General features: G+C 63.7%; 18 protein-coding genes. 6 read left to right on the top strand and 12 right to left on the bottom strand.

The window, feature by feature from the left end; all coding sequences use genetic code 11:
• Nucleotides 1-89: 89 nt before the first annotated feature.
• The 5 genes from ACP146_RS06620 to cysE are packed head-to-tail and all read right to left on the bottom strand — an operon-like array spanning nucleotide 90 to nucleotide 4134.
• Nucleotides 90-419 (bottom strand): ferredoxin family 2Fe-2S iron-sulfur cluster binding protein, encoded by a 330-nt coding sequence (locus tag ACP146_RS06620; RefSeq protein WP_422365978.1) that lies wholly within the window; start codon nucleotides 417-419, stop codon nucleotides 90-92.
• A 47-nt stretch (nucleotides 420-466) separates the two neighbouring features.
• Complete coding sequence (locus tag ACP146_RS06615; protein ID WP_422365977.1) at nucleotides 467-1669, bottom strand: IscS subfamily cysteine desulfurase; 1203 nt, start codon at nucleotides 1667-1669, stop codon at nucleotides 467-469.
• A 10-nt stretch (nucleotides 1670-1679) separates the two neighbouring features.
• Entirely contained in the window at nucleotides 1680-2789 is a 1110-nt protein-coding gene (locus ACP146_RS06610; RefSeq protein ID WP_422365976.1) for a cysteine desulfurase family protein, read from the bottom strand.
• A gap of 14 nt (nucleotides 2790-2803) precedes the next feature.
• Nucleotides 2804-3316, bottom strand: a complete 513-nt coding sequence (locus ACP146_RS06605) for an Rrf2 family transcriptional regulator (protein ID WP_422365975.1) — start codon at nucleotides 3314-3316, stop codon at nucleotides 2804-2806.
• A gap of 53 nt (nucleotides 3317-3369) precedes the next feature.
• Nucleotides 3370-4134 (bottom strand): serine O-acetyltransferase, encoded by a 765-nt coding sequence (gene cysE, locus ACP146_RS06600; protein ID WP_422365974.1) that lies wholly within the window; start codon nucleotides 4132-4134, stop codon nucleotides 3370-3372.
• A gap of 327 nt (nucleotides 4135-4461) precedes the next feature.
• Between cysE and ACP146_RS06595 the strand changes: the two genes are divergently transcribed.
• Entirely contained in the window at nucleotides 4462-5127 is a 666-nt protein-coding gene (locus tag ACP146_RS06595; RefSeq protein ID WP_422365973.1) for an alpha/beta hydrolase, read from the top strand.
• A gap of 33 nt (nucleotides 5128-5160) precedes the next feature.
• Here the strand turns inward: ACP146_RS06595 and ACP146_RS06590 are convergent, their stop codons facing one another.
• Nucleotides 5161-6270 (bottom strand): anhydro-N-acetylmuramic acid kinase, encoded by a 1110-nt coding sequence (locus tag ACP146_RS06590; RefSeq protein ID WP_422365972.1) that lies wholly within the window; start codon nucleotides 6268-6270, stop codon nucleotides 5161-5163.
• Nucleotides 6271-6463: 193 nt separating this feature from the next.
• On the opposite strand from ACP146_RS06590, the gene tyrS reads away from it, so the two are divergent.
• Entirely contained in the window at nucleotides 6464-7717 is a 1254-nt protein-coding gene (gene tyrS / locus ACP146_RS06585; RefSeq protein ID WP_422365971.1) for a tyrosine--tRNA ligase, read from the top strand.
• Between the two features lie 12 nt (nucleotides 7718-7729).
• Here the strand turns inward: tyrS and ACP146_RS06580 are convergent, their stop codons facing one another.
• Genes ACP146_RS06580 through ACP146_RS06570 form a run of 3 tightly spaced genes read right to left on the bottom strand, consistent with a single transcriptional unit; the run spans nucleotide 7730 to nucleotide 13096 of the window.
• Nucleotides 7730-8494, bottom strand: a complete 765-nt coding sequence (locus ACP146_RS06580) for an isocitrate lyase/PEP mutase family protein (protein ID WP_422365970.1) — start codon at nucleotides 8492-8494, stop codon at nucleotides 7730-7732.
• The gene (locus tag ACP146_RS06575; protein WP_422365969.1) at nucleotides 8495-9574 is read right to left on the bottom strand and encodes a bifunctional transcriptional activator/DNA repair enzyme AdaA; all 1080 of its coding nucleotides are present in this window, start codon (nucleotides 9572-9574) and stop codon (nucleotides 8495-8497) included.
• Between the two features lie 60 nt (nucleotides 9575-9634).
• A complete protein-coding gene (locus ACP146_RS06570; protein ID WP_422365968.1) occupies nucleotides 9635-13096 on the bottom strand; it encodes an AsmA-like C-terminal domain-containing protein in 3462 nt (1153 codons plus the stop codon).
• Nucleotides 13097-13172: 76 nt separating this feature from the next.
• Here ACP146_RS06570 and ACP146_RS06565 point away from each other — a divergent pair, with 76 nt between their 5' ends.
• The 4 genes from ACP146_RS06565 to ACP146_RS06550 all read left to right on the top strand — a co-directional run bounded on the left by ACP146_RS06565 (nucleotide 13173) and on the right by ACP146_RS06550 (nucleotide 18580).
• Complete coding sequence (locus tag ACP146_RS06565) at nucleotides 13173-16163, top strand: bifunctional [glutamine synthetase] adenylyltransferase/[glutamine synthetase]-adenylyl-L-tyrosine phosphorylase (RefSeq protein WP_422365967.1); 2991 nt, start codon at nucleotides 13173-13175, stop codon at nucleotides 16161-16163.
• A gap of 101 nt (nucleotides 16164-16264) precedes the next feature.
• The gene (bcp, locus tag ACP146_RS06560) at nucleotides 16265-16726 is read left to right on the top strand and encodes a thioredoxin-dependent thiol peroxidase (RefSeq protein WP_422365966.1); all 462 of its coding nucleotides are present in this window, start codon (nucleotides 16265-16267) and stop codon (nucleotides 16724-16726) included.
• Nucleotides 16726-17553, top strand: a complete 828-nt coding sequence (locus ACP146_RS06555) for a ferritin-like domain-containing protein (protein ID WP_422365965.1) — start codon at nucleotides 16726-16728, stop codon at nucleotides 17551-17553. Before bcp ends, ACP146_RS06555 begins: the two co-directional genes overlap by 1 nt.
• A 91-nt stretch (nucleotides 17554-17644) precedes the next feature.
• Nucleotides 17645-18580 carry a DMT family transporter gene (locus tag ACP146_RS06550; RefSeq protein WP_422365964.1) on the top strand — a complete coding sequence of 312 codons (936 nt, stop codon included), beginning with the start codon at nucleotides 17645-17647 and terminating at the stop codon, nucleotides 18578-18580.
• A 29-nt stretch (nucleotides 18581-18609) separates the two neighbouring features.
• On the opposite strand, the gene ACP146_RS06545 is transcribed toward ACP146_RS06550, so the two are convergent.
• The 3 genes from ACP146_RS06545 to ACP146_RS06535 all read right to left on the bottom strand — a co-directional run bounded on the left by ACP146_RS06545 (nucleotide 18610) and on the right by ACP146_RS06535 (nucleotide 23855).
• On the bottom strand, nucleotides 18610-19929 hold the full coding sequence (locus ACP146_RS06545) for a phenylacetate--CoA ligase family protein (RefSeq protein ID WP_422365963.1): 1320 nt from the start codon (nucleotides 19927-19929) through the stop codon (nucleotides 18610-18612).
• A gap of 322 nt (nucleotides 19930-20251) precedes the next feature.
• A protein-coding gene (prfB, locus tag ACP146_RS06540) for a peptide chain release factor 2 (RefSeq protein ID WP_422365962.1) occupies nucleotides 20252-21377 on the bottom strand; the annotation gives its coding sequence in 2 pieces (ribosomal slippage) (nucleotides 20252-21307 and nucleotides 21309-21377; 1125 coding nt in all).
• A 51-nt stretch (nucleotides 21378-21428) separates the two neighbouring features.
• Entirely contained in the window at nucleotides 21429-23855 is a 2427-nt protein-coding gene (locus ACP146_RS06535) for a penicillin-binding protein 1A (RefSeq protein WP_422365961.1), read from the bottom strand.
• Nucleotides 23856-23922: the final 67 nt, after the last annotated feature.

The following is a 23922-nucleotide window of genomic DNA, read 5'->3' as shown; positions in this document are numbered from 1 at the left end:
AACGTAAAGCCGGCTGCCGCTGTTCCCAGTAGGGACCAGTCTTGCGAAACTCGGAAGTGTTGCGTCGTGTTTTCAACAGACGCCCGGCCTCAGCCGAGCATGTTGTTCACTTCTTTCGGCAGGGCGACTTCCAGACCGTCGAGCTCGTCGCTCATGACGATCTGACAGCCGAGACGGGAGGTGGGTTTGAGGCCGAAGGCGAGATCGAGCATGTCTTCTTCGTCTTCCGAGGGTTCGCCGAGTTTCTGGTACCAGCCGTCTTCAACAATCACATGACAGGTGGCACAGGCGAGCGAGCCCTCGCAGGCACCCTCGATATCGACGTCGAAGCGATGGGCGATTTCCATCACCGACAAGCCCACCGGAGCGTCGACCTCCTTGCGGTTACCGTCCTTCTCAACAAACACCAACTTCGGCATTACACTCTGCTCCCAAATTACCGTCGCTGCAGGCGTCCCCCCGACGCCTACTCCGCCGCCGCGCTGCCCTTGGCGCGCAGACCGCCAACCTTGTCTACAAACTCCTCAATCGCCAGATCGATATCGGCCTCGCTGGTGAAGCGCCCGATCCCGACTCTGAGCGAGGCGCGGGCCCGTTCCTCCGAGAAGCCGAGCGCCCGCAACACATATGACGGCTCCACAGAGGTGGAGGTACAGGCCGACCCGCTCGACAGCGCCAGGCACGGCATGGCCTTCATCAGCGCCTCGGCATCGATGCCCTCGAAAGCCAGATTCAGATTGCCGGCGACCCGCCGCTCGGCATCACCGTTCAGCAAAACCCCGTCCAGGCGGCCTCTAATGCCCTCTAGCAGCCGGGCCTTCAAGCCCGAAATACGCTGTTGCTCTTCAGCCATTTCCTCGGCTGCCAATCGCGCCGCCATCCCGAGACCGACGCAAAGCGGCGGCGCCAAGGTACCCGAGCGCAGGCCCCGCTCCTGCCCGCCGCCGTCGATCATGGCTTCCAGGCGAACCCGGGGACGGCGCCGCACATAGAGCGCGCCGATGCCCTTGGGACCGTGGAACTTGTGACCGGAGATGCTCAGCAGGTCGATGCCTTCGGCATTCACGTCCAGAGGTATCTTGCCCACCGCCTGGGCCGCATCGGTATGAAAGTAGGCGCCCCTTTCCCGGCAGAGGGCGCCGATTTCGGCAAGAGGCTGAATGACGCCAATCTCGTTGTTCACCGCCATGACGGAGACCACGGCGGTTTCTTCGTCCACGGTCTCGGCGAGCAGGTCCAGATCGATCAAGCCGTCCGCCCGCACCGGCAGGAAGGCGGCCTGGAAGCCCTCGCGCTCCAACTGCCGGCAGCTTTCCAGCACGCACTTATGCTCTGTCGCGAAGGTCACGACTTTCGGACGGGCGGCGCGATGGAACCGGGCGGCCCCCTTGATTGCCAGGTTGTTCGACTCCGTCGCGCCGGACGTGAAGATGATCTCCCGCGCGGAAGCGCCGATCAGCGCTGCGAGGTCTTCGCGCGCCCGCTCAACGGCTTCTTCCGCGTCCCAGCCATAGGCATGGGCGGTGGAATGGGGATTGCCGAAGCGTTCGGTGAAGAACGGCAGCATGGCCTCCACCACCCGTGGGTCGGTCGGCGTGGTCGCCTGATTGTCCAGATAGACCGGCTGGATCGACCGGTTGGGCAGCCCCTCTCTTTCTCCTGCTGTCATGCCCGCCTCCTCAAGCCGCTTGGCTGCGGCGATAGAGATCGCCCCAGGCCGCGAGAAAGCGGTCGACATCTTCGGCGCGGCTCTGCCATCCCAGGCTCACACGAATGGCCGAGGCGGCTTCGGCGGCGCTCGCCCCCATGGCGGTCAGCACATGAGAGGGCTGCACCTTGCCGGAGGAGCAGGCAGCGCCGGCGGAGACCGCAACACCGGCGAGGTCAAGCGCCATGATCTGGGTTTCCGCCGCCATGCCGGCAACGGCCAGACAAGTGGTATTGGCGAGACGCTCGCTTTCGCTGCCGAAGACTTTCACATCCGGCGCGATCGCCCGGGCACCGGCCTCCAGCCTGTCTCGCAAGCCGGCGAGCGACGCCATCTCCGGAAGGTCACGCTGCGCCGCTTCCGCAGCAGCCCCGAATCCGGCGATTCCCGGCAGGTTCTCGGTGCCCGCGCGGCGCCGGCCCTCCTGCCCACCACCCGCGATCAAGGGCGCGAGGGGAAGACCGTCACGGCACAGCAGCGCGCCGGTCCCCGGCGGGCCGCCGAACTTGTGAGATGAGAGGGTCATGCAGTCAACACCAAGAGCGGCCATGTCCAGGGCAAGCTTGCCGCCGCCCTGCACCGCGTCGCAGTGAACCAGCGCACCGGCGGCACGGGCCCGTTCCACAACCGCCGCCATGGGCTGGATCGCGCCGGTCTCGTTGTTCGCCAGCATGACGGAGACCACCGTGCCCTCGGGACAGCCGGAGAGCGCCGCTTCCAGGGCGGCAAGGTCGATCTGGCCATCACGGCGCAGCGCTAGACGCACGGCCTCCGGCGCGGCCTGCAAAACCGAATCGTGCTCGCCCGCCGACACCAGCCGCGGACCGCTGCCTAGACCTTTCAGGGCCAGATTGTTCGCCTCGGTGCCGCCGGAGGTGAAGATGACCCAGCGCGGGTCACAGCCGGCAAGAGCGGCAACCTGTTCGCGCGCCTGTTCGACCAGCCGCCGGGCGCGGCGCCCGGGCCCATGCACCGAGGAGGCATTACCCGGCTCCGTCAAAGCCTCCAGCATCGCAGCCCGCGCTTCGGGCCGCAGCGGGGCGGTGGCGTTATAGTCGAGATAGGCTGTTGTGGAAGACATGGGAAAGGATCGGCTTACTCGCCGGCTTCCGCCAGGGCGGGCGGCTTGCTTTCGCCGTCACCTTTCAGCCCGCAACCGGAGAAGCCGGGCTCCGGCATCAGGCCGCTGGTGCCGAGCAGGCGCCGGGCGACCACATCCTCCACCGTCACGGAGGAAAGGTAGAGATAGATCTGGTTGCCCAGTTCCTCCCAGAGATCGTGGGTCTGACAGCGGCTCTGATTACCGCGGCAGCCGACCGGTTGGCCGGGCATGCAGCGGGTCGCACGGATCGGCTCATCAACTGCGAGGATGATGTCGGATATCCGGGTCTCTGCCGCCTTGTGGGCGAGCAGGTAGCCACCCCCCGGACCGCGCACCGACTTGACCAGACCGCCGCGGCGCAGCTTTGCAAAGAGCTGCTCGAGATAGGAAAGAGAGATCTCCTGCCGCTCGGCGATATCGGCAAGCGCGACCGGCTTGTCTTCGGAGTGACTGGCAAGATCGCAGAGCGCCATGACGGCGTAGCGGCCCTTCGTTGAGAGTTTCACCGGACTATCCCTTTCCCGAGGCGCAGGCCCCTCCCCCGACTATCGGAGGAGCATCAGCACTTGCCTTCGGCTGTCTCAGAAGTTTTCACATCCCGGTCGTCGCCATCGCTTGCGATGGCAGTGCCCGAGTTCGAGGCGCCGCCCTCTTCCAGCTCGTTGACCCGGGCGCGCAGGCTCTGAACTTCGTCAAGCAGTCCGTCGAGAGCGCGGGCGATGGGGTCTGGAATATTGCCTGTCGGCGTGCCGTAAGCGACGAAGGGGGCCTTGGTATCCTCAGGGGTTTTCTGTGTCTGCACCGCACGGGCCGGGATGCCGACGACAGTGGCGCAGTCCTGAACATCTTTGGTCACCACTGCGTTGGCGCCGACACGCGCACAGCGGCCCACGGTGATTGGACCCAGCACCTGGGCGCCGGAGCCGACGATAACCCCGTCCAGCAGGGTCGGGTGGCGCTTGGTGTTGCGCTGACTGTCGCTGTCCACACTGGGGGCGACACCGCCCAGGGTGACACCCTGGTAGAGGGTCACGTCGTCGCCGATTTCCGCCGTCTCGCCGACCACCACGCCCATGCCGTGATCAATAAAGAAACGCTCGCCGATAATGGCACCCGGGTGGATTTCGATCCCGGTCAGGATGCGCCCGACCGCCGAGAGCCAGCGCCCGGCCAGGGTCCAGCCGCGGCGCCAGCAGGCACTCGACAGACGATAAAGCATGATGGCCTGGAAACCGGGGTAACAAAGCACCACTTCAAGTCGGGAGCGTGCCGCAGGGTCACGCTGCATGGTGGCGTCGATTTCGGTCCTCAGAGACTTGAACATGGCTTTGCCCATCGTGCTATGATCGCGGCCCTTTGCCGCCCGGGGCGGCTTGGTGGGCAGATGATGCGCCGATCCGACCAGAACCTGCAACACCCCGATAGATAATAAGTCCGAGTAAATTGGTCAAGTTTCTGCGCAAGAGGAAATGACCCGATATCAGAGAGTTGCCGAAGCCAATATCGCCTGAAACCCGCACTATCCTAGGCGATTGTATGGTTATCGGATCGGCCTGCCTGCGTCCTTCGGGGGCGCTGCAGGGAGACGTAAAAGCAACAAAGCACCCGGCGCTGCGCCGTTTGTGGAAGAAAAATAGGGAATATTTGGTCTATGCCTGACGTGATCTTCAACGGGCCAGAAGGCCGTCTTGAAGGACGCTACCACCACAGCAAGCAGGCGAACGCGCCGATCGCCCTCATGCTGCACCCCCATCCACAGCATGGGGGCACGATGAACAACAAGGTCGTCTACACCCTTTTTCATGCCTATGTGCGCCAGGGTTTCTCGGTCCTGCGCTTCAATTTCCGCGGCGTCGGGCGCTCCCAGGGCAGCTTCGACCGCGGCGAGGGTGAGCTCTCGGATGCCGCTTCCGCACTTGATTGGCTGCAGGCTTACAATCAGGGGGCGAGTGCCTGCTGGATCACCGGGTTCTCTTTCGGCGCCTGGATCGGCATGCAGTTGCTGATGCGCCGGCCGGAGATTACCGGCTTCGTCTCCGTCGCCCCGCCGGCGAACATGCATGATTTCAGCTTCCTGGCGCCCTGTCCCTCATCGGGCCTGATCATTCAGGGCGATGCCGACGACGTGGTGCCGGAGCCTTCGGTGGCCAAGCTGGTGACCAAGCTGTCGTCACAGCGCGGCATCACCATCGACTATCGGGTGGTGCCCGGCGCCGGCCACTTCTTTCAGAATGAGATGGAAATCCTGGAAAGCCACGTGGACGACTATCTCAGGAAGGCCCTGCCGGCGGATGCGGACAAGTCCGCCGCCGGCTGACCTGCAGCGGCCTTTTCGAACGTGAAAGCGGCGTCAGGCCGCGATGTGATGGCGGCCGCCGCTCGCGGCTTCGCGCACGCCGGTCGTGCCCGGCAGTGTCAGCGGCAGGCCGGCGAGCGAACGCAGCGCCAGATAACCGAAAGCCTGCGCCTCCAGCACATCACCCTGCCAACCGACCGCCTCGACCGGGTCGACCGGCGCCTGAAGACGCTCCGCCAGGGCGGCCATCAGAACCGGATTGTGGCGGCCACCGCCGGTAATCAGCCAACGCCCGACCGGCTGTGGGAAGTAGCCTGCCGAGCGGGCTATGCTGGCCGCCGTGAAAGCGGTCAGCGTTGCAGCCCCGTCCTCCAGGGAGAGCGCCTTGACCGGCGCCGTGGAAAAATCGTCCCGGTCCAGGGACTTCGGCGGCTGCCGGTCGAAGTATGCGTTGTTCAGAAGATCTTCCAGGAGCCCCTCATCCACAACGCCGGCCCGGGCCAGGGCGCCGTCGCGATCCAGCGGCTCGCCGCTGTGAGCCTCCACCCAGTCGTTGATCAGCGCATTGCCGGGCCCGGTGTCAAAGGCGAGGACGCTGTCCCTGCCTTCGCCGATCCAGGTGACGTTGGCAACGCCGCCGATGTTGACCACCGCCAGAGGCCGCGGCAGGGCCGCCGCCAGGGCTGCCTGATAGAGCGGCACCAGGGGGGCCCCCTCGCCGCCGAGGGAAACGTCGCGGCTGCGCATGTCCGAGACCACATCGATCCCGGTCTCAGAGGCCAACAAGGACCCGTCGCCGATCTGCCAGGTGCGCCGCTCTTCAGGACGGTGAAGGATGGTGTGGCCGTGGAAGCCGATCACCCGGATGTCCCGGGGGGAACGACCGGCCGTCTTCAGAAGGCTGTCCACCACTTCCGCATGCCTCAAGGTCAGCGCCCGCTCGACCGCTTCTACCGGCCCCTGCCCGCCGAGCACCGAGCGCAACTGCCGGCGCAGTTCGCCGTCATAAGGTAAAGAAAGGAAATGACCGCTCTCCACCCGTGTCAGGCCGTCACTGCGGATCAGGGCTGCGTCGATGCCGTCCAGAGAGGTCCCGCTCATCAGGCCCAGAGCCCAGGACAAACCGTCATTTGAAGGGTTTGAGACCATCTTTTCCGCCGCCATCTGTCGATCCCCGCAGGGCTGCCCCGCATCAGGGCAAATTGTGAAACCGGGTGGACTGTGCTAAAGGCCAGCCCCCGCGGCACTATAGCGCCGCAAATCATAACGATCCAATAAGGCGGGGGCTCCGGCAGAGCCCAAGCCGACCCGAAGTACCTGTCCGAAGTATAGGCAAGATTAAGGCATAGGTAAGACCATGACGGCGCCCCGCTCCGACCTTCTGCGCGTTCTCCAGGAACGTGGCTTTATCCACCAGTGCACGGATATGGAGGCGCTGGACGAGCAGGCGTCCAAGGGTCTTATCACCGCCTATATCGGCTTCGATGCCACCGCCGACAGCCTGCATATCGGATCGCTTGTGCAGATCATGATGCTGCGTTGGCTGCAGAAGACCGGCCACAAGCCGATCGCCCTGATGGGCGGCGGCACGACCAAGATCGGCGACCCTTCGGGCAAGGACGAGTCCCGCCAGCTTCTCACGCCTCAGCGGATCGACGACAACATCGCCGGCATCCGCAGCGCCTTTGAAAACCTGCTGAGCTTCGACGACGGCCCGACCGGGGCCATCATGGCGAACAATGCCGACTGGCTGGACAAGCTGGAATACATCGACTTTCTGCGCGATGTCGGCCCGCATTTCACCATCAACCGCATGCTGACTTTCGACAGCGTGCGGCTGCGCCTGGACCGCGAGCAGCCGCTGACGTTCCTGGAATTCAACTACATGATTCTCCAGGCCTACGACTTCCTGGAACTCGGCCGCCGCCACGATTGTACGTTGCAGATGGGCGGCTCCGATCAATGGGGCAACATCGTCAATGGTGTCGAGTTGGGACGCCGTATCGACCAGCGTCAATTCTTCGGTCTGACCACGCCGCTGATCACCACGGCCTCCGGCGCCAAGATGGGCAAGACCGCCGCCGGCGCGATCTGGCTCAACGAAACCCGGCTTTCGAACTACGACTACTGGCAGTACTGGCGCAACACCGAGGACGGTGACGTCGGGCGCTTCCTGCGGCTGTTCACCGAGTTGCCCCTGGAGGAGATCGCCCGCCTGGAGGCGCTCGAAGGCTCGGAGATCAACGACGCAAAGAAGATCCTGGCGGATGAGGCCACGCGCCTCTGCCGGGGTGGCGCCGCTGCCAAAGAAGCGGCGGAAACCGCGCGGCAGACCTTCGAAGAAGGCCGCAGCGCGGAAGGCCTGCCGACCATCGAGATTCCCGAGAGCGAGCTCGCCGCCGGTATTCCGGCCTATGAACTGCTGCGCCGCGCCGGCCTGGCCGCCAGCAACGGCGAAGCCCGGCGTCTGATCAAAGGCGGCGGCGGCCGTATCAACGACGTTCAGATCAAGGACGAGCAGCAGACGGTCTCGCTGTCGGATTGCAACCCTGAAGGCGTTATCAAGCTCTCAGCCGGCAAGAAGCGGCACGTCCTACTGAAGGTGGCCTAAACCGGACCCGCTCTAGCCGGTAAGCGCTTCCTTCGTCGCTGCTTCGAAGCGGCTCATCGCGGTGACGAAGGGCCCGGGCCCATGACTGACCCTGGCGACCTTCAGGCTGCAAAGGCTTTCAAGAGAAGGTCCGCCGCTCTTCATCATGACGTTGACCGGCAGACTGCAGGCCCCGGTGATCTGACCGATCAGGCCCTCATCCATCAGCCCCGGCACAAAGAACCCGCTGGCGCCGGCGGCAGCGTAAGCCTTGCCCCGTTCCAGCGCTTCTTCAAGATGCGAGGCGTGGGCGTCGGGTTTGGCCTTCAGGAACAGATCGGTCCGCGCATTGATGAAGAAGTTTACCCCGGCCTTCTCCGCCGCCGCGCGGACGGCGGCAATCCGGTCACTCTGCGCGGCGATGTCGTGGAGCCCGCTTCCACCGACGACTTGGTCTTCGAAGTTGATGCCGACGACCCCGCAGGCAATGAGCCGCGCAACGTTCGCCACGACCTTGTCTGGTGCCACCGCGTAACCGCCTTCGAAGTCGATGGAAACAGGTAGGTCGACAGAGGCGACAATCCCTGCGGCAAGGGTTTCGACGAGATCGAGCGGTATCTGCTCACCGTCGCCATAGCCCTGGGCGCCGGCGACCGACCAGCTGCCCGTGGCAACGGCCTTCGCACCAGCCGCCGATGCGGCCTTGGCGGTACCGGCATCCCAGATGTTGTAAAGCACCAAGGGGTCGCCCGGAACGTGGAGGCGGTGAAAGGTTTCGGCCTTCTCGGTCTGATTCATTTAAGCCTCGATCTTAAGAGTGGATTGGGTTGCGGCAAGACGCCGTTCATGGTCGATCAGCCAGCGTTTTCGCCAAAGGCCGCCGCCGTAACCTGTAAGGTCGCCATCGGCGGCAACGACCCTGTGGCAGGGAACGACGATAGCAAACTGATTGGCGCCGTTCGCCCGCCCCATCGCCCTTACGGCGGAAGGCTTGCCGATTGCCCTGGCCATCTCCGCATAGCTGCGCGTTTCCCCCAAAGGAATCTCCTGCAGCGCCCGCCAGACCAGACGCTCGAAGGGCGTGCCGGGAAGCGCCAGCGGCACTGCGAAGCCGCCCTTGGCACCATCGAAATAGAGGCCGAGTTCCTCCTCTATCTGATCGGTGGGGGAGAGCCGTCCGATACCGATACCGGCACCGGTCAGGCTCTGCAGCCTCACCAGTTCCCGCGGCAGCGCCTTGCGGTCGAAGAACTCAAGCAGATGCAGCGCATGTTGATCCGCTACGGCGATCATCGGCCCCAGGGGTGTCTTGATCCAATCCGCCTTCAAATGCTCATCACCGGTGAAAGAGGACGGTGGGCGGCCAAGAGTCTTGGCAAAGACCGCTCTGAAACCGCTGGCCGAATCAAACCCCGCATCCAACTGCGCTTCGATGACGTTCGAGCCCGCGGAGAGCGTACCGGCAGCCGTGCGTATGCGCCCGGCCCGCGCCATCTCCAGGAAAGTGATGCCGAAGTGACGCTTGAAAGCGCGGCGCACCGTCGAAGGGTCGTAACCGCGGGCCTCAAGGTCGGCCTCCCGCCAGCGACGCCCCGGGTCCTGTTCGAGCTGCTGTATGAGGTCGGAAACCAGAGGCTCCATCTCTGCAAGGGACCCAAGCGGTTTGCATCGCCGGCAGGGCCGAAAACCCGACTCGATACAGGCGGCGACGGAGTCCATGAAGATGCTGTTCTCGCGCTTTGGATTGCGCGCCGGGCAGCTCAGACGGCAGAACACGCCCGTGGAGGTGACGCAGACAAAGGCCCTGCCGTCATAGCGCGCGTCGCGGGCCAGCAAAGCTTCATAGAGGATATCGTCGTCGGGCAATTCGAAGAGCATTGGCTTACCTAGCGCATCGGCAGGAGGCGTGCCGCCGAAAATCGGGCATCTATTTCCGACCTAGCGGTCGATGCGCTCGGGCACGGCGGTCGCCCCTTCGGCATTGGGCTCGGCGGTAAAGATTCCCCGCAGGAAGCCGGGGGTCAGCGCTGAGAGCGGGTTGACGCTGACCTTGGGGTCGTCGACGGGCCCGTCAACGCCGTACACCACCGCGATCAGCCCCTCTCCCTCTCCGCCGGTGAGGATCGATCCAATCAGCGGTATATTGCTGAGAAAATTGTTGATCGAATAGGCGGGCACCACAGTGCCTACCAAGTCGATTTCATCTCTGTTGAAATCGATCTGGCCCTTGGCGGTCAAGCCAAGCGAAGCGCCATAGATCCGCATCAGTTCCGTCGTCGCGACGCCGTCGTCCAGCAGGAATTCACCATCCATCCCGTCGAAACCAATCCCTTCGCCGGCCAGCAGATTCACAACACCGGTGAAGGAAGCAACCGTCAGCAGCTTGGCCAGCACCGGCGCTTTCACCATAACGAAATCGCGCGCGACCACCTTGGCCTTGATGGGATGGGTCGGCGACGGTCCCTCGCTCGACCCCGTCACCTGAATGGTGCCGCCGACGACGGTGTCTGCGATGTTGACCGCGCGCAGCAGCGCCCCGAGATCATCGCTCTTGGCTAAGAGCCGCAGGCCGTTACCGGAAGCGTCAGGCGCCAAAGAAAGTTGAAGGAAGCGCCGGTCGAGGGACACCACGGCCTCCGGGTCGACCCCCTCGCGCTCGGCCTCCTCCGGATCCCGCGGTGACCAGTACTGCTCGGGGATGCTGCCGGAAATGCGGATGGTTTCCCAACCGCTCTCCTTGCGCACCAGTTCAAGATTGACCTGCTGCAGGCGCCTGTTCTCAGCGAAGAACAACTGATCCAGATCGGGCGCCGTGACCGAAAGCGGCTCAAAGCTGCGCGGCGGCGTTGCGGCCGCCGCCTCCTGCGACGCCTCTGCCTGGCGCTCTGCCGGATCCTCCGGCGTTTCGTCCTTGGCGATAAACGGCTCGGCATCCAGAATGCCGCGCCCGATGGTCGCCGCGAAACCGCCGTCGCTCTGTTCCACAACGACATCCTGCAGGTCGCTGCGGCCAAAGGCCACGCGGTCGAAGCGCATCCAGCCAAGGCCCTCGTAGTTCGGGCCGGGCCGCGCCTCACCGCGGGCGATCAGGTCCCCGGCCTGCAGGATAATGTCGCGGTAGGCGACCGGACCGCCGCTATCCAGATCGACCGCCATACGCAGGCTGCCTTCGGTCCCGACCGGCTTCTCCCAGTGGATATCGGGTACCGCCAGTTCGGCACGCGAAAGATCGGCCGCCACCTGCAGCGTCGAGAAGCCGCCGTCCAGACCGACCATCGAAACCTGGGCTGCAACGGGACCCGTCAGCATATCCCCGATATCCAAACCGAAGCGGGCCCGGCCGGCATCGTCGACAGAAGGAATGTCGGCCTCGAGCACGGTGCGGAACTTCGGATCTGCCAGGAAACTCTCTTTCCACTGCATCGTCAGGGGAACCCCGCCCAGAGTAAGAGGTCCGGCGATCTCCATGCCATTGGCATCAAGCTGCAGCGCCAGCCGCCCCTCCGTCATGGTCTGGCCGAGGAGGACATTTTGCAAGGCCGCGTCGCGTATCTGGGCGTCGACCTGGAAACCCAGGTCATCGAAACTGAGGTCCTTGATGAGAGGAAACTGGAACCCGAGATCGGCCGTCAGCGCACCGCCGCTGCCTTCGGCCGAAAACCCGAGCTTGGAGATCAGGTCCAGACGGGGATGCTCCAGAATCCGCAAGGTTTCGAATACCGGTCCGGCCGCCTTCACCTCGACGGCCAATTGTTCGTAGATCTTGCGCGCTTTGTCAGCCGTATCGAGCCCTGTGATCTCGACCTTGGACTTGCCCAAGGCCAGGGAAAGCAGAGAACCGGACTCCGCATCGAAACGCAGCGCGCTCTTGTCAAACTTCGCGGTTCCCGCAATGCCGGTGATCGGCGGCAAGGGCCGAAGATAGTGAACCTCAAGGTCGCGGTAGGTCATGGTACCCGACAACTCGACGAGGTCGGCAGCGTCAAAATCACCGTCAGGGACCACAATCTTAACATCGGCGGTAGCGAGCGAGACCGTGCCGCCGGCGATGTTTTCAACCACCCAGGGCCGAGGATCCGGGGCAACCGCCTCCGGCCAGTAGCGCGACAACTCAGCCAGCGCCACGTCTTCCAGCTTGGCCTGGGCATCGATGGCCCAGTCGCCGCCAGCCTGCGGATCATGATCGAACACACCGGCGATGCTGAAAACCGGCCCCGCCGCCCCGTCGCTGCCGAGGCTTATTCTTGCTTCGTCGAGATCGAAGCGGCTGGCGGCATCGTCATAACGGCCTTTCATGGTGAGGTCGCGCACGGGAATCGGCGCCATCTCTATGCCGGGAATTGTGAAGTTGCCCGCCAGGCCCTGGACGTTGAAGCTGGTCGGACCAACTTCGCCATCCAGCGAGACCGAGGTCGCCAGAGACCCGCTGATGCGCGAAGTGATGCCACCAACCGGCGCCAATTGCGGAAAAGCCGCCGCCAGAGACTCCAGGCTGATATCCGAAAACCCGGCGGCAAAGTCGACGATGCGCGCCTGCTTGTCGTATATGAAGGCGGCATCGACCGTCGCCGGGTCGCGCTGACCGACGAAGCCGAGACTCACGTCCCCGGCAAGGCCCGCAATATCGCGGCGCAGGGAGATGTCGGCCGCCGGTGCGGTCCAGGAGAAGCCCGCAAGGTCGTCCCGGACGAAAACCTGACCGTCTCTGATGCGCACCTCGTCGAGAAAGGAAAGCGGATTGTCCGCCGCACGCTCCGACAACAGTTCCTGAATCATGCCACCCAGGATCAGCGCTTCGTCGCCGCCGGCCTGTTCCGGGCCCGCCCCCGTTGCCAACCCCTCGAGAGAGCCCTCCACACCCTCAGGGATCTCAAGCCGGCCGCCGTCACCGCCGAAGCTTATCTTGCCGTCAGCAGAGCGCAGCAGACGGATCCGCGGCGCGATGATTTCGACCTGATTGGGTGCAACCGTACCCTGCAGCATCGCGGTACTGCTCAGCTCAAAGGCAACTTCCGGCAGCGAGGCGATTCGCTTGCCCTCGGGATCGCGCACCACGATGTCGGCGGCGTGGAGGACGATATCCCTAGACCGGTCGTCCCACACAAGGAAGGTTTCACCGATTTCGATGGTGTTGCCGTCGATTTCGCTGAAGGCCTGCTGCAGATAAGGCTTCAGAAAGTTGATCTGGATCGGCCCTTCGGAAAAGCGCCAGACCGCCACGGCGATAATCAGGACCATCGCGGCGAAAAGCCCGCCAAAAACCTCTACGCAGACCCGCATGGTGCGCCCGGCCCGCGAACGACCACGTTTCCCGCCGGGCTTGCCTTTATCGTCCCGCCCCGGACCCGCATCACGCCCGGACGGCGGCTTTCCGGCCCGCTCAGCCGAAGCCGCCTGCACACCCGCTTCCGGGGCATCCGGGCCTTGACCGCCAGGACCGCTTTCCGCAGTCTGATCGCTGAGCGAGTGTTGTGAGATGGTTAAACTCCCTTATCTGCCAGAGGCATCCGAACTGCCGGGCGCCTTGCATCCGTCATCCGGCGAAGCCTGGCTTGAGCGGTGGCGCAGCAAGGCCGAAAGCGCGTTGGCTGCTTCCGGCAACGATTTTTTGACGCAACTCGACCAGGCGCCTGCCGGGTCCCGCCTTCTCGAATCGATCTTTTCGAATTCGCCCTTTCTCAGCCAATGCCTTACAGCCGATATCGGTCTCCTACCCGATGTTTTAAACCATGGGCCGCAATGGGTCCTCAGGAAAGTCCGAGAAGAGCTCAAAAGCAAGGCTCCCGGTTGCCGCGATCAAGCGGAATTGATGGTGCTGCTGCGTCAGCAGCGCCGCCGCGCCGCCTTTGCCATCGCCTACACGGACATCACCGGCCAAGCAGGTGTCTCCGCCGTGACCCAGGCGCTGTCCGAATTTGCCGAGGCGGCGGTCGAGGCAGCGCTTCAAGGCCTGCTGCGCCTGGCCGAGGCGCGCGGAGAGCTTGGCCTGAAGGCTGGCGGAGAGACGGCCACCGAAGACTGCGGGCTTGCGGTTATTGGTATGGGCAAGCTGGGCGGCGGCGAACTCAACTACTCCTCCGACATCGATCTCATCGTGATCTTCGATCCGGAGAAGACCGACTACCGGCACAGTCGCGGGGTTCAGCAGGGCATGGTGCGCCTCACCCGCGACCTGATGCGCGTTCTCGATGAGCACACGGCGGAGGGCTACGTCTTCCGCACCGACCTGCGCTTGAGGCCCGACCCCAGCGCGATGCCGCTGGCGATCAGTCTGAATGCCGCCATGACCTACTACGAGAGCCTCGGACAGAATTGGGAACGCGCGGCCATGATCAAGGCGCGGCCCATCGCCGGCGACCGCGAGCTGGGCCAGCGCTTCCTGGCCGAACTGCGCCCCTTCGTCTGGCGCAAACATCTGGACTTCTGGGCTATTCAGGACGTCCACTCCATCAAGCGGCAGATCAATGCCCACAAAGGCGGCTCCGTGATCGCGGTGAATGGCCATAACGTGAAGCTGGGGCGCGGCGGCATCCGCGAGATCGAATTCTTCGCCCAGACCCAGCAGCTCATCTGGGGCGGCCGCGATCCGACTCTACGCCTGCCCAAGACCAAGGAAGCGCTGGCCGCGCTGGTCGCCAGCGGGCATATCGAGCCCTCGGTGGCGGAAGGCCTGTGCGAGGCCTATGACTTCCTGCGCCGTCTGGAGCACCGTCTTCAGATGATCGAAGATCAGCAAACCCATCTGATCCCGCAGGATGACGAGGCGGTCGACAAGCTTGCGGTGTTTCTGGGCTATGCGGACCCGGCCCGGTTCCGCGAGGACCTGCTGGCCAGGCTGCGTCTTGTGGAAGATCACTACGCTCATCTCTTCGAAGAGTCGCCCTCGCTCTCCAGTCCCGGCAACCTGGTCTTCACCGGCGGACAGCCCGACCCGGAGACCCTCTCGACCCTGCAGGACCTGGGTTTCGACGACCCCGGTCGCGCCTGGAGCCTGGTAAGCGGCTGGCACCACGGACGTTACCGCGCCGTGCGCTCGAACCGCAGCCGCCAGATGTTGACCGAACTGGTGCCGACGGTTCTGGATCTGCTTGGAAAAACCCGCGAGCCGGACCAGGCCCTGATCAAGTTCGACAGCTTCCTGGCCGGACTGCCGGCGGGAGTGCAGATCTTCTCCCTCTTGTGCAGCAACCCCCGCCTGCTGGAGCTCTTGGCCGAGATTATGGGCTCCGCGCCCATGCTGGCGGAGCGGCTGAGGCAAAATCCTTCACTTCTGGAAGCCGTTCTCTCCGGCGACTTCTTCGACCCCCTGCCCGACGGCGCGGTGCTGGAGATGGAGTTGCAACAGGTGCTGGCCGATGCCCAGGACCTGCAGGACCATCTGGACCTGACCCGCCGCTGGGCCAACGACCGGCGGTTCCAGGTCGGGGTCCATATTCTGCGGCACAAAGGCGACGTCGATGACAGCGGCCGCGCCCTCAGCGACATTGCGGCGGCGACCCTGCGGGCGCTCTACCAGCCGGTTATCGAAGATCTGGCCCGCAACCATGGTCATCTTGGCGGCTCGGGCCTCGCGCTGATCGCTCTCGGCAAACTGGGCGGGCGCGAGATGACCGTTTCCTCCGATCTTGATCTGATCCTGCTCTACGAACCCTCGCCCGAGCACAAGCAATCGGACGGCGCCAAGCCGCTGGACCCGCCGCGCTATTATGCCCGCCTCGCCCAGCGCCTGATCAACGCGGTCACCGCGCAGACCGCCGAAGGAACCCTCTACGAGATCGACATGCGCCTCAGGCCCTCCGGTAACGCCGGGCCTATCGCCACCTCGCTTTCCGCCTTTCGCCGCTATTACGCCGAACAGGCCTGGACCTGGGAGCACATGGCCCTGACCCGCGCCCGGGTAATTGCGGGCCCGGCAGATTTCTGCGAACGGGTGACGGACTGCCTGCGGCAGACGCTGACTCAGCCACGACAGGACGATAGCCTGTTGGCCGATGTCGCCGCCATGCGCCGGCGCCTCCACAAGGAAAAGCCGGCAAAGTCGCTGTGGAGCGTCAAGTACGTCGGCGGCGGCCTGATCGATCTGGAGTTTCTGGCCCAATACCTGCAGTTGCGCGAGGCGGCCGCGCATCCGGAGGTGCTGGCAACCGCAACGCAGGACGCTTTTGCCGCCCTGGCCGCCGCCGGTGTCCTCGAAAAGCCGAAAGCTGAAGCCTTGATCCAGGCCACCCGTTTCCTGCGTCAGGTGCAGGAGGCCCTGCGCCTCACCGTCGGCCCCGCCTTCGACGCCGATACCCTTTCACCGGCCCTGCAGGCGGCCCTGGCCGGCAGCGTTGGTATGGCCGGCTTCGCCGAGCTGCGCCGCCATCTGGTCGAAACCCAGAACTGGGTGCACAGCGTCTTCGTCGAGATGATCGACGACCCGGCGCCGCCCAGCGGTCAGCAACCGGAGACTGTCGCCCTCGGCTAGAACGGATTCGGTAACGACAGCCTTGACCTTCCACCGCAGAGCACGATCTTTAGCCGACGCAACTGTTGTTTCGATGCAAAGCTGACGGGAGATTACTGGGCATGGTCGAAGTTGGAAAAAAAGCACCAGCCTTCAAGGCAGCCACCGATGGGGGTGGAAGCGTCGCCTTGAAGGATCTTAAGGGCAAGAAGGTAATTCTGTATTTTTATCCCAAGGACGATACGCCGGGCTGCACCAAGGAAGCCTGCGGCTTTCGCGACTCCCTGCCCGACTTCTCGGCCGTCGACGCGACGGTCATCGGCGTCTCCAAGGATACGGTCGCCAAGCATGACAAGTTCAAGGCCAAGTATGATCTGCCCTTTACCCTCATCTCCGATGAAGACGGCGATGTTTGCGAGGCCTTCGGCACCTGGGTCGAGAAATCGATGTATGGCCGCAAGTACATGGGTATCGAACGGGCAACCTTCCTGATCGATGAGAAAGGCGTGCTTCGCGGCGAATGGCGCAAGGTCAAGGTCAAGGGCCATGTCGAAGAGGTTCTCGAAGCGGCCCAGGCGCTCTAGTGCCGGCCTCGCTGGAGAACGGTGACACACCGCTGGGTTTGGCCGGTCGCGCTGTCGCCGTTCTCCAAGAGACCGACCCGGCACAGAAAGCGGCGCTCGCCAGTGCCATGGCGGCGGACTGGAAGGCCGGGCGGATCGCCGCCATCGGCCAGGGCAACCCGCCGGAGCGGCCCGGGCGTCCCAGGGAACCCGAACTGAAGCGCCCGGGGGAGGTCCGCAAACGCAAGATCAATCGCGGCACGACGGGCCGGATCGCCCTGCTCCATGCTCTGGCGCATATCGAGTTGAATGCAATCGATCTGGCCTGCGACATCATCGCCCGCTTCACCGCCGAGGACTTGCCGCGGGCTTTCTATGACGATTGGCTGCTGGTCGCCGAAGAGGAAGCCAAACACTATCTTCTGCTCGCCCAGCGGCTTGAGCAACTCGGCGGACACTACGGCGCACTGCCGGCCCATGACGGGCTGTGGCAGGCTTCCGAAGAAACCGCCCACGACCTGCTCGCCAGGTTGGCGGTCGTGCCTCTGGTGCTGGAGGCCCGCGGCCTGGACGTGACCCCGGCCATGATCGCCAAGCTCCAGACCGCCGAGGATCACGAAAGCGCCGCCGTTCTGACGGTCATCTATGAGGATGAAATCGGCCACGTCGCCATTGGCAAGCGATGGTTCGATCATCTCTGTGAACGCCGTGGCCTCGACCCGAGGGAAAGCTGGCAGGACCTCGTGCGCCGTCACTTCCGCGGGCAATTGAAGCCGCCCTTCAATGAAGCCGCCAGGGATACCGCCGGCCTGCCTGCTGATTTCTACGCACGGCTCGAATCCGCCTGATCCTCCTCAGGGCTGACCCCTAAAGCTGCATGACAGCCTTGTCAGAGCTGCGTTTGACCGTCGGTGCCGAAGCGGTTACGCCTGATCACCAATGGCTAGCGAAGAAACCAAGGGATCGCCTGGGCCGCGATGGCTGGGGCTCAGCGAGCGGCAGATCGCCTTTGCCCTGCTGCTCATCGCCCCGGCGCTGTTCTGCTCCAATATGCTGACCGCCCGGGCAACCCATGACCTCTTTCCTCCGGTCGCCCTCGCTTTCTGGCGCTGGTTCTGCACCCTCCTGCTGCTGATGCCCTTCACCGCGACCGCGCTCTGGCAGCACCGTGCGGCGCTGCGGCGGGAGTGGCTGGACCTGCTCATCCTCGGCGCCCTCGGCATGGGGGTCTGCGGCGCCTTCGTCTACATCGGCGCCGATACCACCACGGCCACCAACATCGGCCTGATCTATGCCGCCTCGCCGATCCTGATCGTGGTCATCGCCCGTTTCGCCTACCATGAAACCGTTTCGCCGCTGCAGAGCCTCGGGATCGCCCTTTCCCTGACCGGGGTACTGGCCATCATCTGCCGCGGCGACCTCAGAATCCTTGCGGAGTTGAGTTTTGCCGCCGGGGATCTCTGGGTACTGGCGGCCATGATCGCCTGGGCGGTCTATTCGATCATGCTGCGCCACCGGCCGTCGGCCATGCCGCTGATGGTGCGCTTTGCCGCCATCAGCGCGGGCGGTGTCCTGATCCTGCTGCCGTTCACCATTGCCGAAGGCTTGAGCGGCGACCTGCCGCCGCTCAACGCGACGAGCTTCCTGACCGTCGGCTTCCTGGCGCTCTTCGCGTCCTTTGGTGCCTATCAGGTCTATGCGCTGGTTCAGCGGACGCTGGGCGCCGGCCCGACAGGCCTGCTGATGTATATGATTCCGCTCTACAACGCCGTCCTGGCCTATCTGCTGCTCGGCGAAGCGCTGCAGTTCTACCATCTGCTCGGCGCCGTCATGGTGCTGCCCGGGATTTATCTGGCGACGCGCAAAAACGGCTAGCGGCCGGCTGTATCCTTTGAAAGAGCGATCTAGCCGGCAACCTCCGAGAAAAATTCCTCGAACTTGCCCGAACCGTCCGGCGAGAGCTTTTCGTGATAACTGAGGACTATCTTGAAGTCGAAACCGAGGTTCTTAACGATCAACGATCGGAGTGCCTGTTCTTCTTCATTCGTCAGGCGGTGTGAAACAACCATCAGCTTTTCGATGACCTCGACACTGCGCTGAATGTACCTGAATGCGCGTATCTTACTCGTGATGGCACGCACTTCGTCATGATATCCAAAGGTCGGGAAGACCTTACGCCCATCGGGCAACACAAGTCGATTGCGGTAGCGTCCCAGAACCCGGGTGATCACCGGCAGGCCGCGTCCGCAAGCACAAGGGGCACCTACCTCTGCGTAGTCGCCGATCTCGTATCGGATGAGCGGCGTCGCAAAGTTATGTAGGCTGGTGATCAGAACACGCCCGACTTCACCCGGTCTGCAGGCCTTACCCTCCTCATCCAATACTTCGAGAAGAACGTTTTCACACTGAATATGATAACCATTCGAGTCCGGGCATTGGATCGCCAGGTAGCCGGCTTCTTGGCAACTGTAGGAGTCAACCAGCGGAACGGACCAAACGGCCTGTACCTTCTGCCTCAGTTCCAGGGTAACGGTCTCGCCCACCGTCATGATCTGTCGCAAGCTGGGTAGACCAATACCACCGTCTTGGCAGTAATCCGCTAGGGCCAGCAGGTTGGAGGGGAAAGAAATCAGATAATCCGGTTCCTCCCGCTGCAACCAATCCACTTGGTCGGCGATACTGCTCGCCACATTAAGCAGCACTGCCGAACCGGTCGGGTAAATGGAGCCCGACGCCGGCCCCCAAAACTCGCTTTTCGCGCCATGAGGCGGCATCGCAACGCCAGCGCGTGCTTTACGAATGGCGGCAAGCTTGCCGCCAAGATCACGGCCCTGCCAAAGATGCTCGCGCATCACGCAGGCGCGCCAGAATAAGTTGGTCACTTCGGAGGCGTTGAGGCGCACCGGCCGTCCGGTCGATCCGGACGTCTCGACCTCATGGATCTTGCCGTGAGACTTCGGCAAGGCGGTTGTATTGATGTCATTTCCCGCGCCCTGCAAATCGGTGCGGCGCAGGATCGGCAGACGATTGAGGGTCTCGCGCGTCACTGGTGCCGTCGGATCAAGCCCGGCCTCCGCAAAGCGGCGCTGATAAAAAGGAACCGTCTTGCCCGCATGGCCAAAAAGCAACTGAAGCTGCCGCGCTTGATGGGAAAACAATACCTCTTCGTCGAGCCACTGGGTCTGATCCAGTTGATACAGCAGAGACAGGAGAAGAGAGGCCATGCGCCCGGGAATCGCCGGACTGACAATCCCTGGAACAGTTGACTTTGGAGTACGCACTTTTCGTCCCCCCAATCCGAAAAAGCGTGCCGTCTAATGCGGGTTGACGGACAGCGGCAAAGAACGCATCCCGCATAAGGAGGTGCTGGTCTGCCAAACCGGCTGCGTTGTCTTCACTTCAGTCTCCGACTCCCGCCCGAAAAAGGGCTGGAAAGCGGTCTGCGCCTCCCGCCGCTCCTGCACCGTCGTGCTGTCGCCCCATCGCCTGTTGCCTTTTTATAACCGCTCCCGGGCGCGCGAGATCTGACTCTTTGAGGTTAAGAAATCACGCTTCAGCTTCCGACGCCACGCCGCCATCGATCTTCGAAGCAAGGGACGCCTCCAGAAAGTCGTCGATATCACCGTCCAGCACGCCCTGGGCATTGCCTTTTTCAACCGCAGTCCGCAGATCCTTGACCATCTGATAGGGCTGCAAAACGTAGGAGCGGATCTGGTGGCCCCAACCGATGTCCGTCTTCGCCTCGGCCTCCGCCTGGGCTTCGGATTCGCGCTTCTGCAACTCATGCTCGTAGAGCCGCGCCCGCAGCATGGACATCGCCTGGGCGCGGTTCTTGTGCTGCGAACGGTCGTTCTGGCACTGCACCACGATACCGGTGGGTATATGGGTCATGCGCACCGCCGAATCGGTTTTGTTGACGTGCTGGCCGCCGGCGCCCGAGGCGCGGTAGGTATCGACCCGCAAGTCCTTGTCCAGAACCTCGATTTCGATCGAATCGTCGATCACCGGATAAACCCAGACCGAGGCGAAGGAAGTATGGCGCCGCGCCTGCGAATCAAAGGGCGAGATGCGTACCAGGCGATGCACGCCGGACTCGGTTTTCAGCCAGCCGTAAGCATTGGGCCCTTTGACCTGGATTGAACTCGACTTGATCCCGGCTTCTTCGCCGGGGCTCTCTTCAAGCCAGTCGATCTTGTAGCCGTGGGATTCCGCCCAGCGCACATACATGCGCAGCAGCATCTGGGCCCAGTCCTGGGCCTCGGTACCGCCGGCCCCGGCATTGACCTCCAGGTAGCAGTCGTTGCTGTCCGCCTCGCCGGAGAGAAGGCTGGCAAGCTGCATCTTGGCGGTTCGGGCGGAAAGCGTCGTCAGCATCGCCTGGGCTTCGTCGATGGTGGCCTCGTCATCCTCGGCTTCACCGAGTTCCGCGAGGGTCAGTCCATCCTCCAGCTCACCCTCCGCCGCATGAAACTCTTTCAGCGACTGTTCCAGGTGAGTGCGCTCACGCATCACCTTCTGGGCGCGGTCGGCATCGTTCCAAAGATCGGGGTTTTCGGCTTCGGCGTTCAGTTCGTCGAGGCGCAGGGTTGCGGTATCGACGTCAAAGATGCCTCCTCAGCAGGGCCAAAGCCTGACGGATCTCGTCGGCCACCGCTTCGATTTCGGCGCGCATATGCACTCCTCGGGTTTGTTTGCTGGCGCCGTTTTATCCGCTTCGGCTGGTCTAGTACAGCCCGCCGGTGCCGCTGGCGGAAGTGCTGCCCGTCTGCGGGTTGTAGCCGCCGTCGAGAACCAGTTGGCGCCCGGTCGGGACATTGCCCGGCTGAAAGGCCTCCAGGAAGGTGCGGCCGTCACCGGGGCGGGCAAGCTGGCCGGTCTCGGCGTTCAAGCGCACGAGGCGGATGCCCGGCGGAATGCGGAAGGGAATCGTCGGCTGTCCGGCGAGCGCCTCGGCCATGAAAGACTTGAACAGCGGCGCCGCGACATTGGAGCCGGTGTCCGTCCGGCCCAGGGTGCGCGGTTCGTCGAAGCCGACGAAGACGCCCACAGCCAGATCGGGGCTGAATCCGACGAACCAGGTGTCAAAGTTGTCGTTGGTGGTGCCGGTCTTGCCCGCAAGGGGAAATCCGAGCTCGGCGATGCGCCGCCCGGTGCCGCGCTGCACGACACCCTGCAGCATGCTGACCACCTGATAGGCACTCGCCGGATCGGCCACCTGCTCCCGCTCGTCGGGCAGTTCCGGTGCCGGCTGATCCGCCCAGCTTTCGGCCAGGCAGACCTCGCAGGCGCGCAGATCATGGCGATAGATGGTTCGCCCGTGGCGGTCCTGCACCCGGTCGATCAGTGTCGGCGAGATCCGCTTGCCGCCGTTCACCAGCATGGCATAGGCGGTGGTCACCTTCATCAGCGTCGTCTCACCGGCCCCGAGCGACATGGAGAGCACCGGGTCCATGTTCTCGATGATGCCGAAGCGGCGCGCATAGTCGACGATCTTCTCCATGCCGATGGTCTGCGCCAGCCGCACGGTCATCAGGTTACGCGACTTTTCGATCCCGACACGCATCGGTGTCGGCCCGTAGAACTTGTTGCTGTAGTTCGACGGCTTCCACTTGCCCAGGCCGCCCCCCTGATCCAGCACGAAGGGGGCGTCGAGGATCAGCGTGGCCGGCGTGAAACCGCTGTCCAGCCCGGCAAGATAGACGAAGGGCTTGAAGGCCGAGCCCGGCTGGCGACGGGCCTGCATCACCCGGTTGAACTCGCTGCGGGCGAACGAGTAACCACCGGCCATGGCCAAAACCCGGCCGGTGTGCGGGTCCAGGGCCACGATCGCCCCATCCACATCCGGCACTTGGCGCAACCCGAAGGTACCCGGGTCGTAAGGTTCACCCTTGTCGTTTTCAGTGACTGCTTCGACCAGCACGATGTCGCCGACCTTCAGAACATCGGATGGTTTCTTCGGCGCCACCCCGAAACGCTGATCCTCTTTCCAGGCGCGCGCCCAATTGAGCTGCGCCATGGGAAGCCGGCCCGTACTGCCGTCAGCCAGAGCAAGGTCGGCTTTTTTCGCGTCGGTCGCCGTGACCAGGGCCAGCAGCCAATCCTCGTCGATGCCGATGGGCCTTTCGATCTCGGCAAGCAGGGTTCGGGCATCGGGGTTGTCGTCCAGAGAGACGCTGCGCAGCGGCCCGCGCCAGCCATGCCGCCGGTCATAGGCGATCAGGCCTTCGCGCAGGGCGCGGTTGGCAATGTCCTGCAACCGCGGATCGAGGGTGGTGCGCACCGAAAGGCCGCCGGTATAGAGACCGTCGTCCCCGTAAAGTCGCGCCAGTTCGCGCCTTGTCTCCTCGGCAAAGTATTCAGCCTCGACCACCTGCGTGGCGTCGGGCTTGCGGATCACCAGGGCTTCCGCCCGGGCGGCCGCTGCCTGGGCCGCGTCGATCCGCCCGTCTTCGAGCATCCGGCCGATGACCCAATTGCGGCGGGCCACTGCGGCATCGTACTTACGCACGGGATGATAGTTGTTGGGCGCCTTGGGCAGTGCCGCCAGGTAAGCGGCTTCGGCGACGGTCAACTCGTCCAGAGACTTGTTGAAGTAACGCAGCGCCGCAGCCGCCACCCCATAGGACCCGAAGCCGAGATAAATCTCGTTCAGATAGAGCTCCAGGATGGTGTCTTTGGTGAAGGCCTGCTCGATCCGAAAGGCGAGAATGGCCTCTTTGATCTTCCGTTCGTAAGAGACTTCGTTGGTCAGCAGGAAGTTCTTGGCGACCTGCTGGGTAATGGTCGAGGCCCCCACCGGGCGCCGGCTGGAGCCCATGTTCGCGATGTTGGTGACAATGGCGCGGGTGACGGAAAGAAAATCGACCCCCGGATGGCTGTAGAAATTCTTGTCTTCCGCCGACAGGAAAGCATTGGTGACCCGGCGTGGAATGGCGCTGACCGGTACATAGACCCGCTTCTCGATCGCATATTCGGCCAGCAGGCGCCCGTCACCGGCGTGAACGCGGGTAACCGTGGGCGGCTCATAGTCGGCCAACTGCGCATACTCGGGCAGCCCTCGCCCGTAGTGATAGAAAGCATAGAGGACGCCGGCCACCCCAAGGATGCCGACGATCAGAGCCAAGCTGAAAAGAGTAACGAGTATTCTCAATGCTTTACCGTATCTTGCTGTCTGTCAGAGCAGTTCGGCGCCGTCGTTACCGGAGGGATAAAGCCCC

The sequence above is a fragment of the Pelagibius sp. genome (assembly GCF_965249265.1).
In the GTDB taxonomy this organism is placed as follows: domain Bacteria; phylum Pseudomonadota; class Alphaproteobacteria; order Kiloniellales; family Kiloniellaceae; genus Pelagibius.
The sequence above is the reverse complement of the archived record's forward strand: the minus strand, read 5'-3'. Positions and strand labels throughout refer to the sequence as shown.

Bases quoted from the DNA above. Each gene is read 5' to 3' on its own strand.
- ACP146_RS06575 (WP_422365969.1), bottom strand. From the start codon at position 9,574: ATGCTCTTCGAATTGCCCGACGACGATATCCTCTATGAAGCTTTGCTG.
- ACP146_RS06565 (WP_422365967.1), top strand. From the start codon at position 13,173: ATGGTTAAACTCCCTTATCTGCCAGAGGCATCCGAACTGCCGGGCGCC.
- ACP146_RS06620 (WP_422365978.1), bottom strand. From the start codon at position 419: ATGCCGAAGTTGGTGTTTGTTGAGAAGGACGGTAACCGCAAGGAGGTC.
- ACP146_RS06595 (WP_422365973.1), top strand. From the start codon at position 4,462: ATGCCTGACGTGATCTTCAACGGGCCAGAAGGCCGTCTTGAAGGACGC.
- ACP146_RS06590 (WP_422365972.1), bottom strand. From the start codon at position 6,270: ATGGCGGCGGAAAAGATGGTCTCAAACCCTTCAAATGACGGTTTGTCC.
- bcp (WP_422365966.1), top strand. From the start codon at position 16,265: ATGGTCGAAGTTGGAAAAAAAGCACCAGCCTTCAAGGCAGCCACCGAT.
- ACP146_RS06615 (WP_422365977.1), bottom strand. From the start codon at position 1,669: ATGACAGCAGGAGAAAGAGAGGGGCTGCCCAACCGGTCGATCCAGCCG.
- ACP146_RS06550 (WP_422365964.1), top strand. From the start codon at position 17,645: ATGGCTAGCGAAGAAACCAAGGGATCGCCTGGGCCGCGATGGCTGGGG.
- ACP146_RS06580 (WP_422365970.1), bottom strand. From the start codon at position 8,494: ATGAATCAGACCGAGAAGGCCGAAACCTTTCACCGCCTCCACGTTCCG.
- cysE (WP_422365974.1), bottom strand. From the start codon at position 4,134: ATGTTCAAGTCTCTGAGGACCGAAATCGACGCCACCATGCAGCGTGAC.
- ACP146_RS06610 (WP_422365976.1), bottom strand. From the start codon at position 2,789: ATGTCTTCCACAACAGCCTATCTCGACTATAACGCCACCGCCCCGCTG.
- ACP146_RS06545 (WP_422365963.1), bottom strand. From the start codon at position 19,929: ATGGCCTCTCTTCTCCTGTCTCTGCTGTATCAACTGGATCAGACCCAG.
- tyrS (WP_422365971.1), top strand. From the start codon at position 6,464: ATGACGGCGCCCCGCTCCGACCTTCTGCGCGTTCTCCAGGAACGTGGC.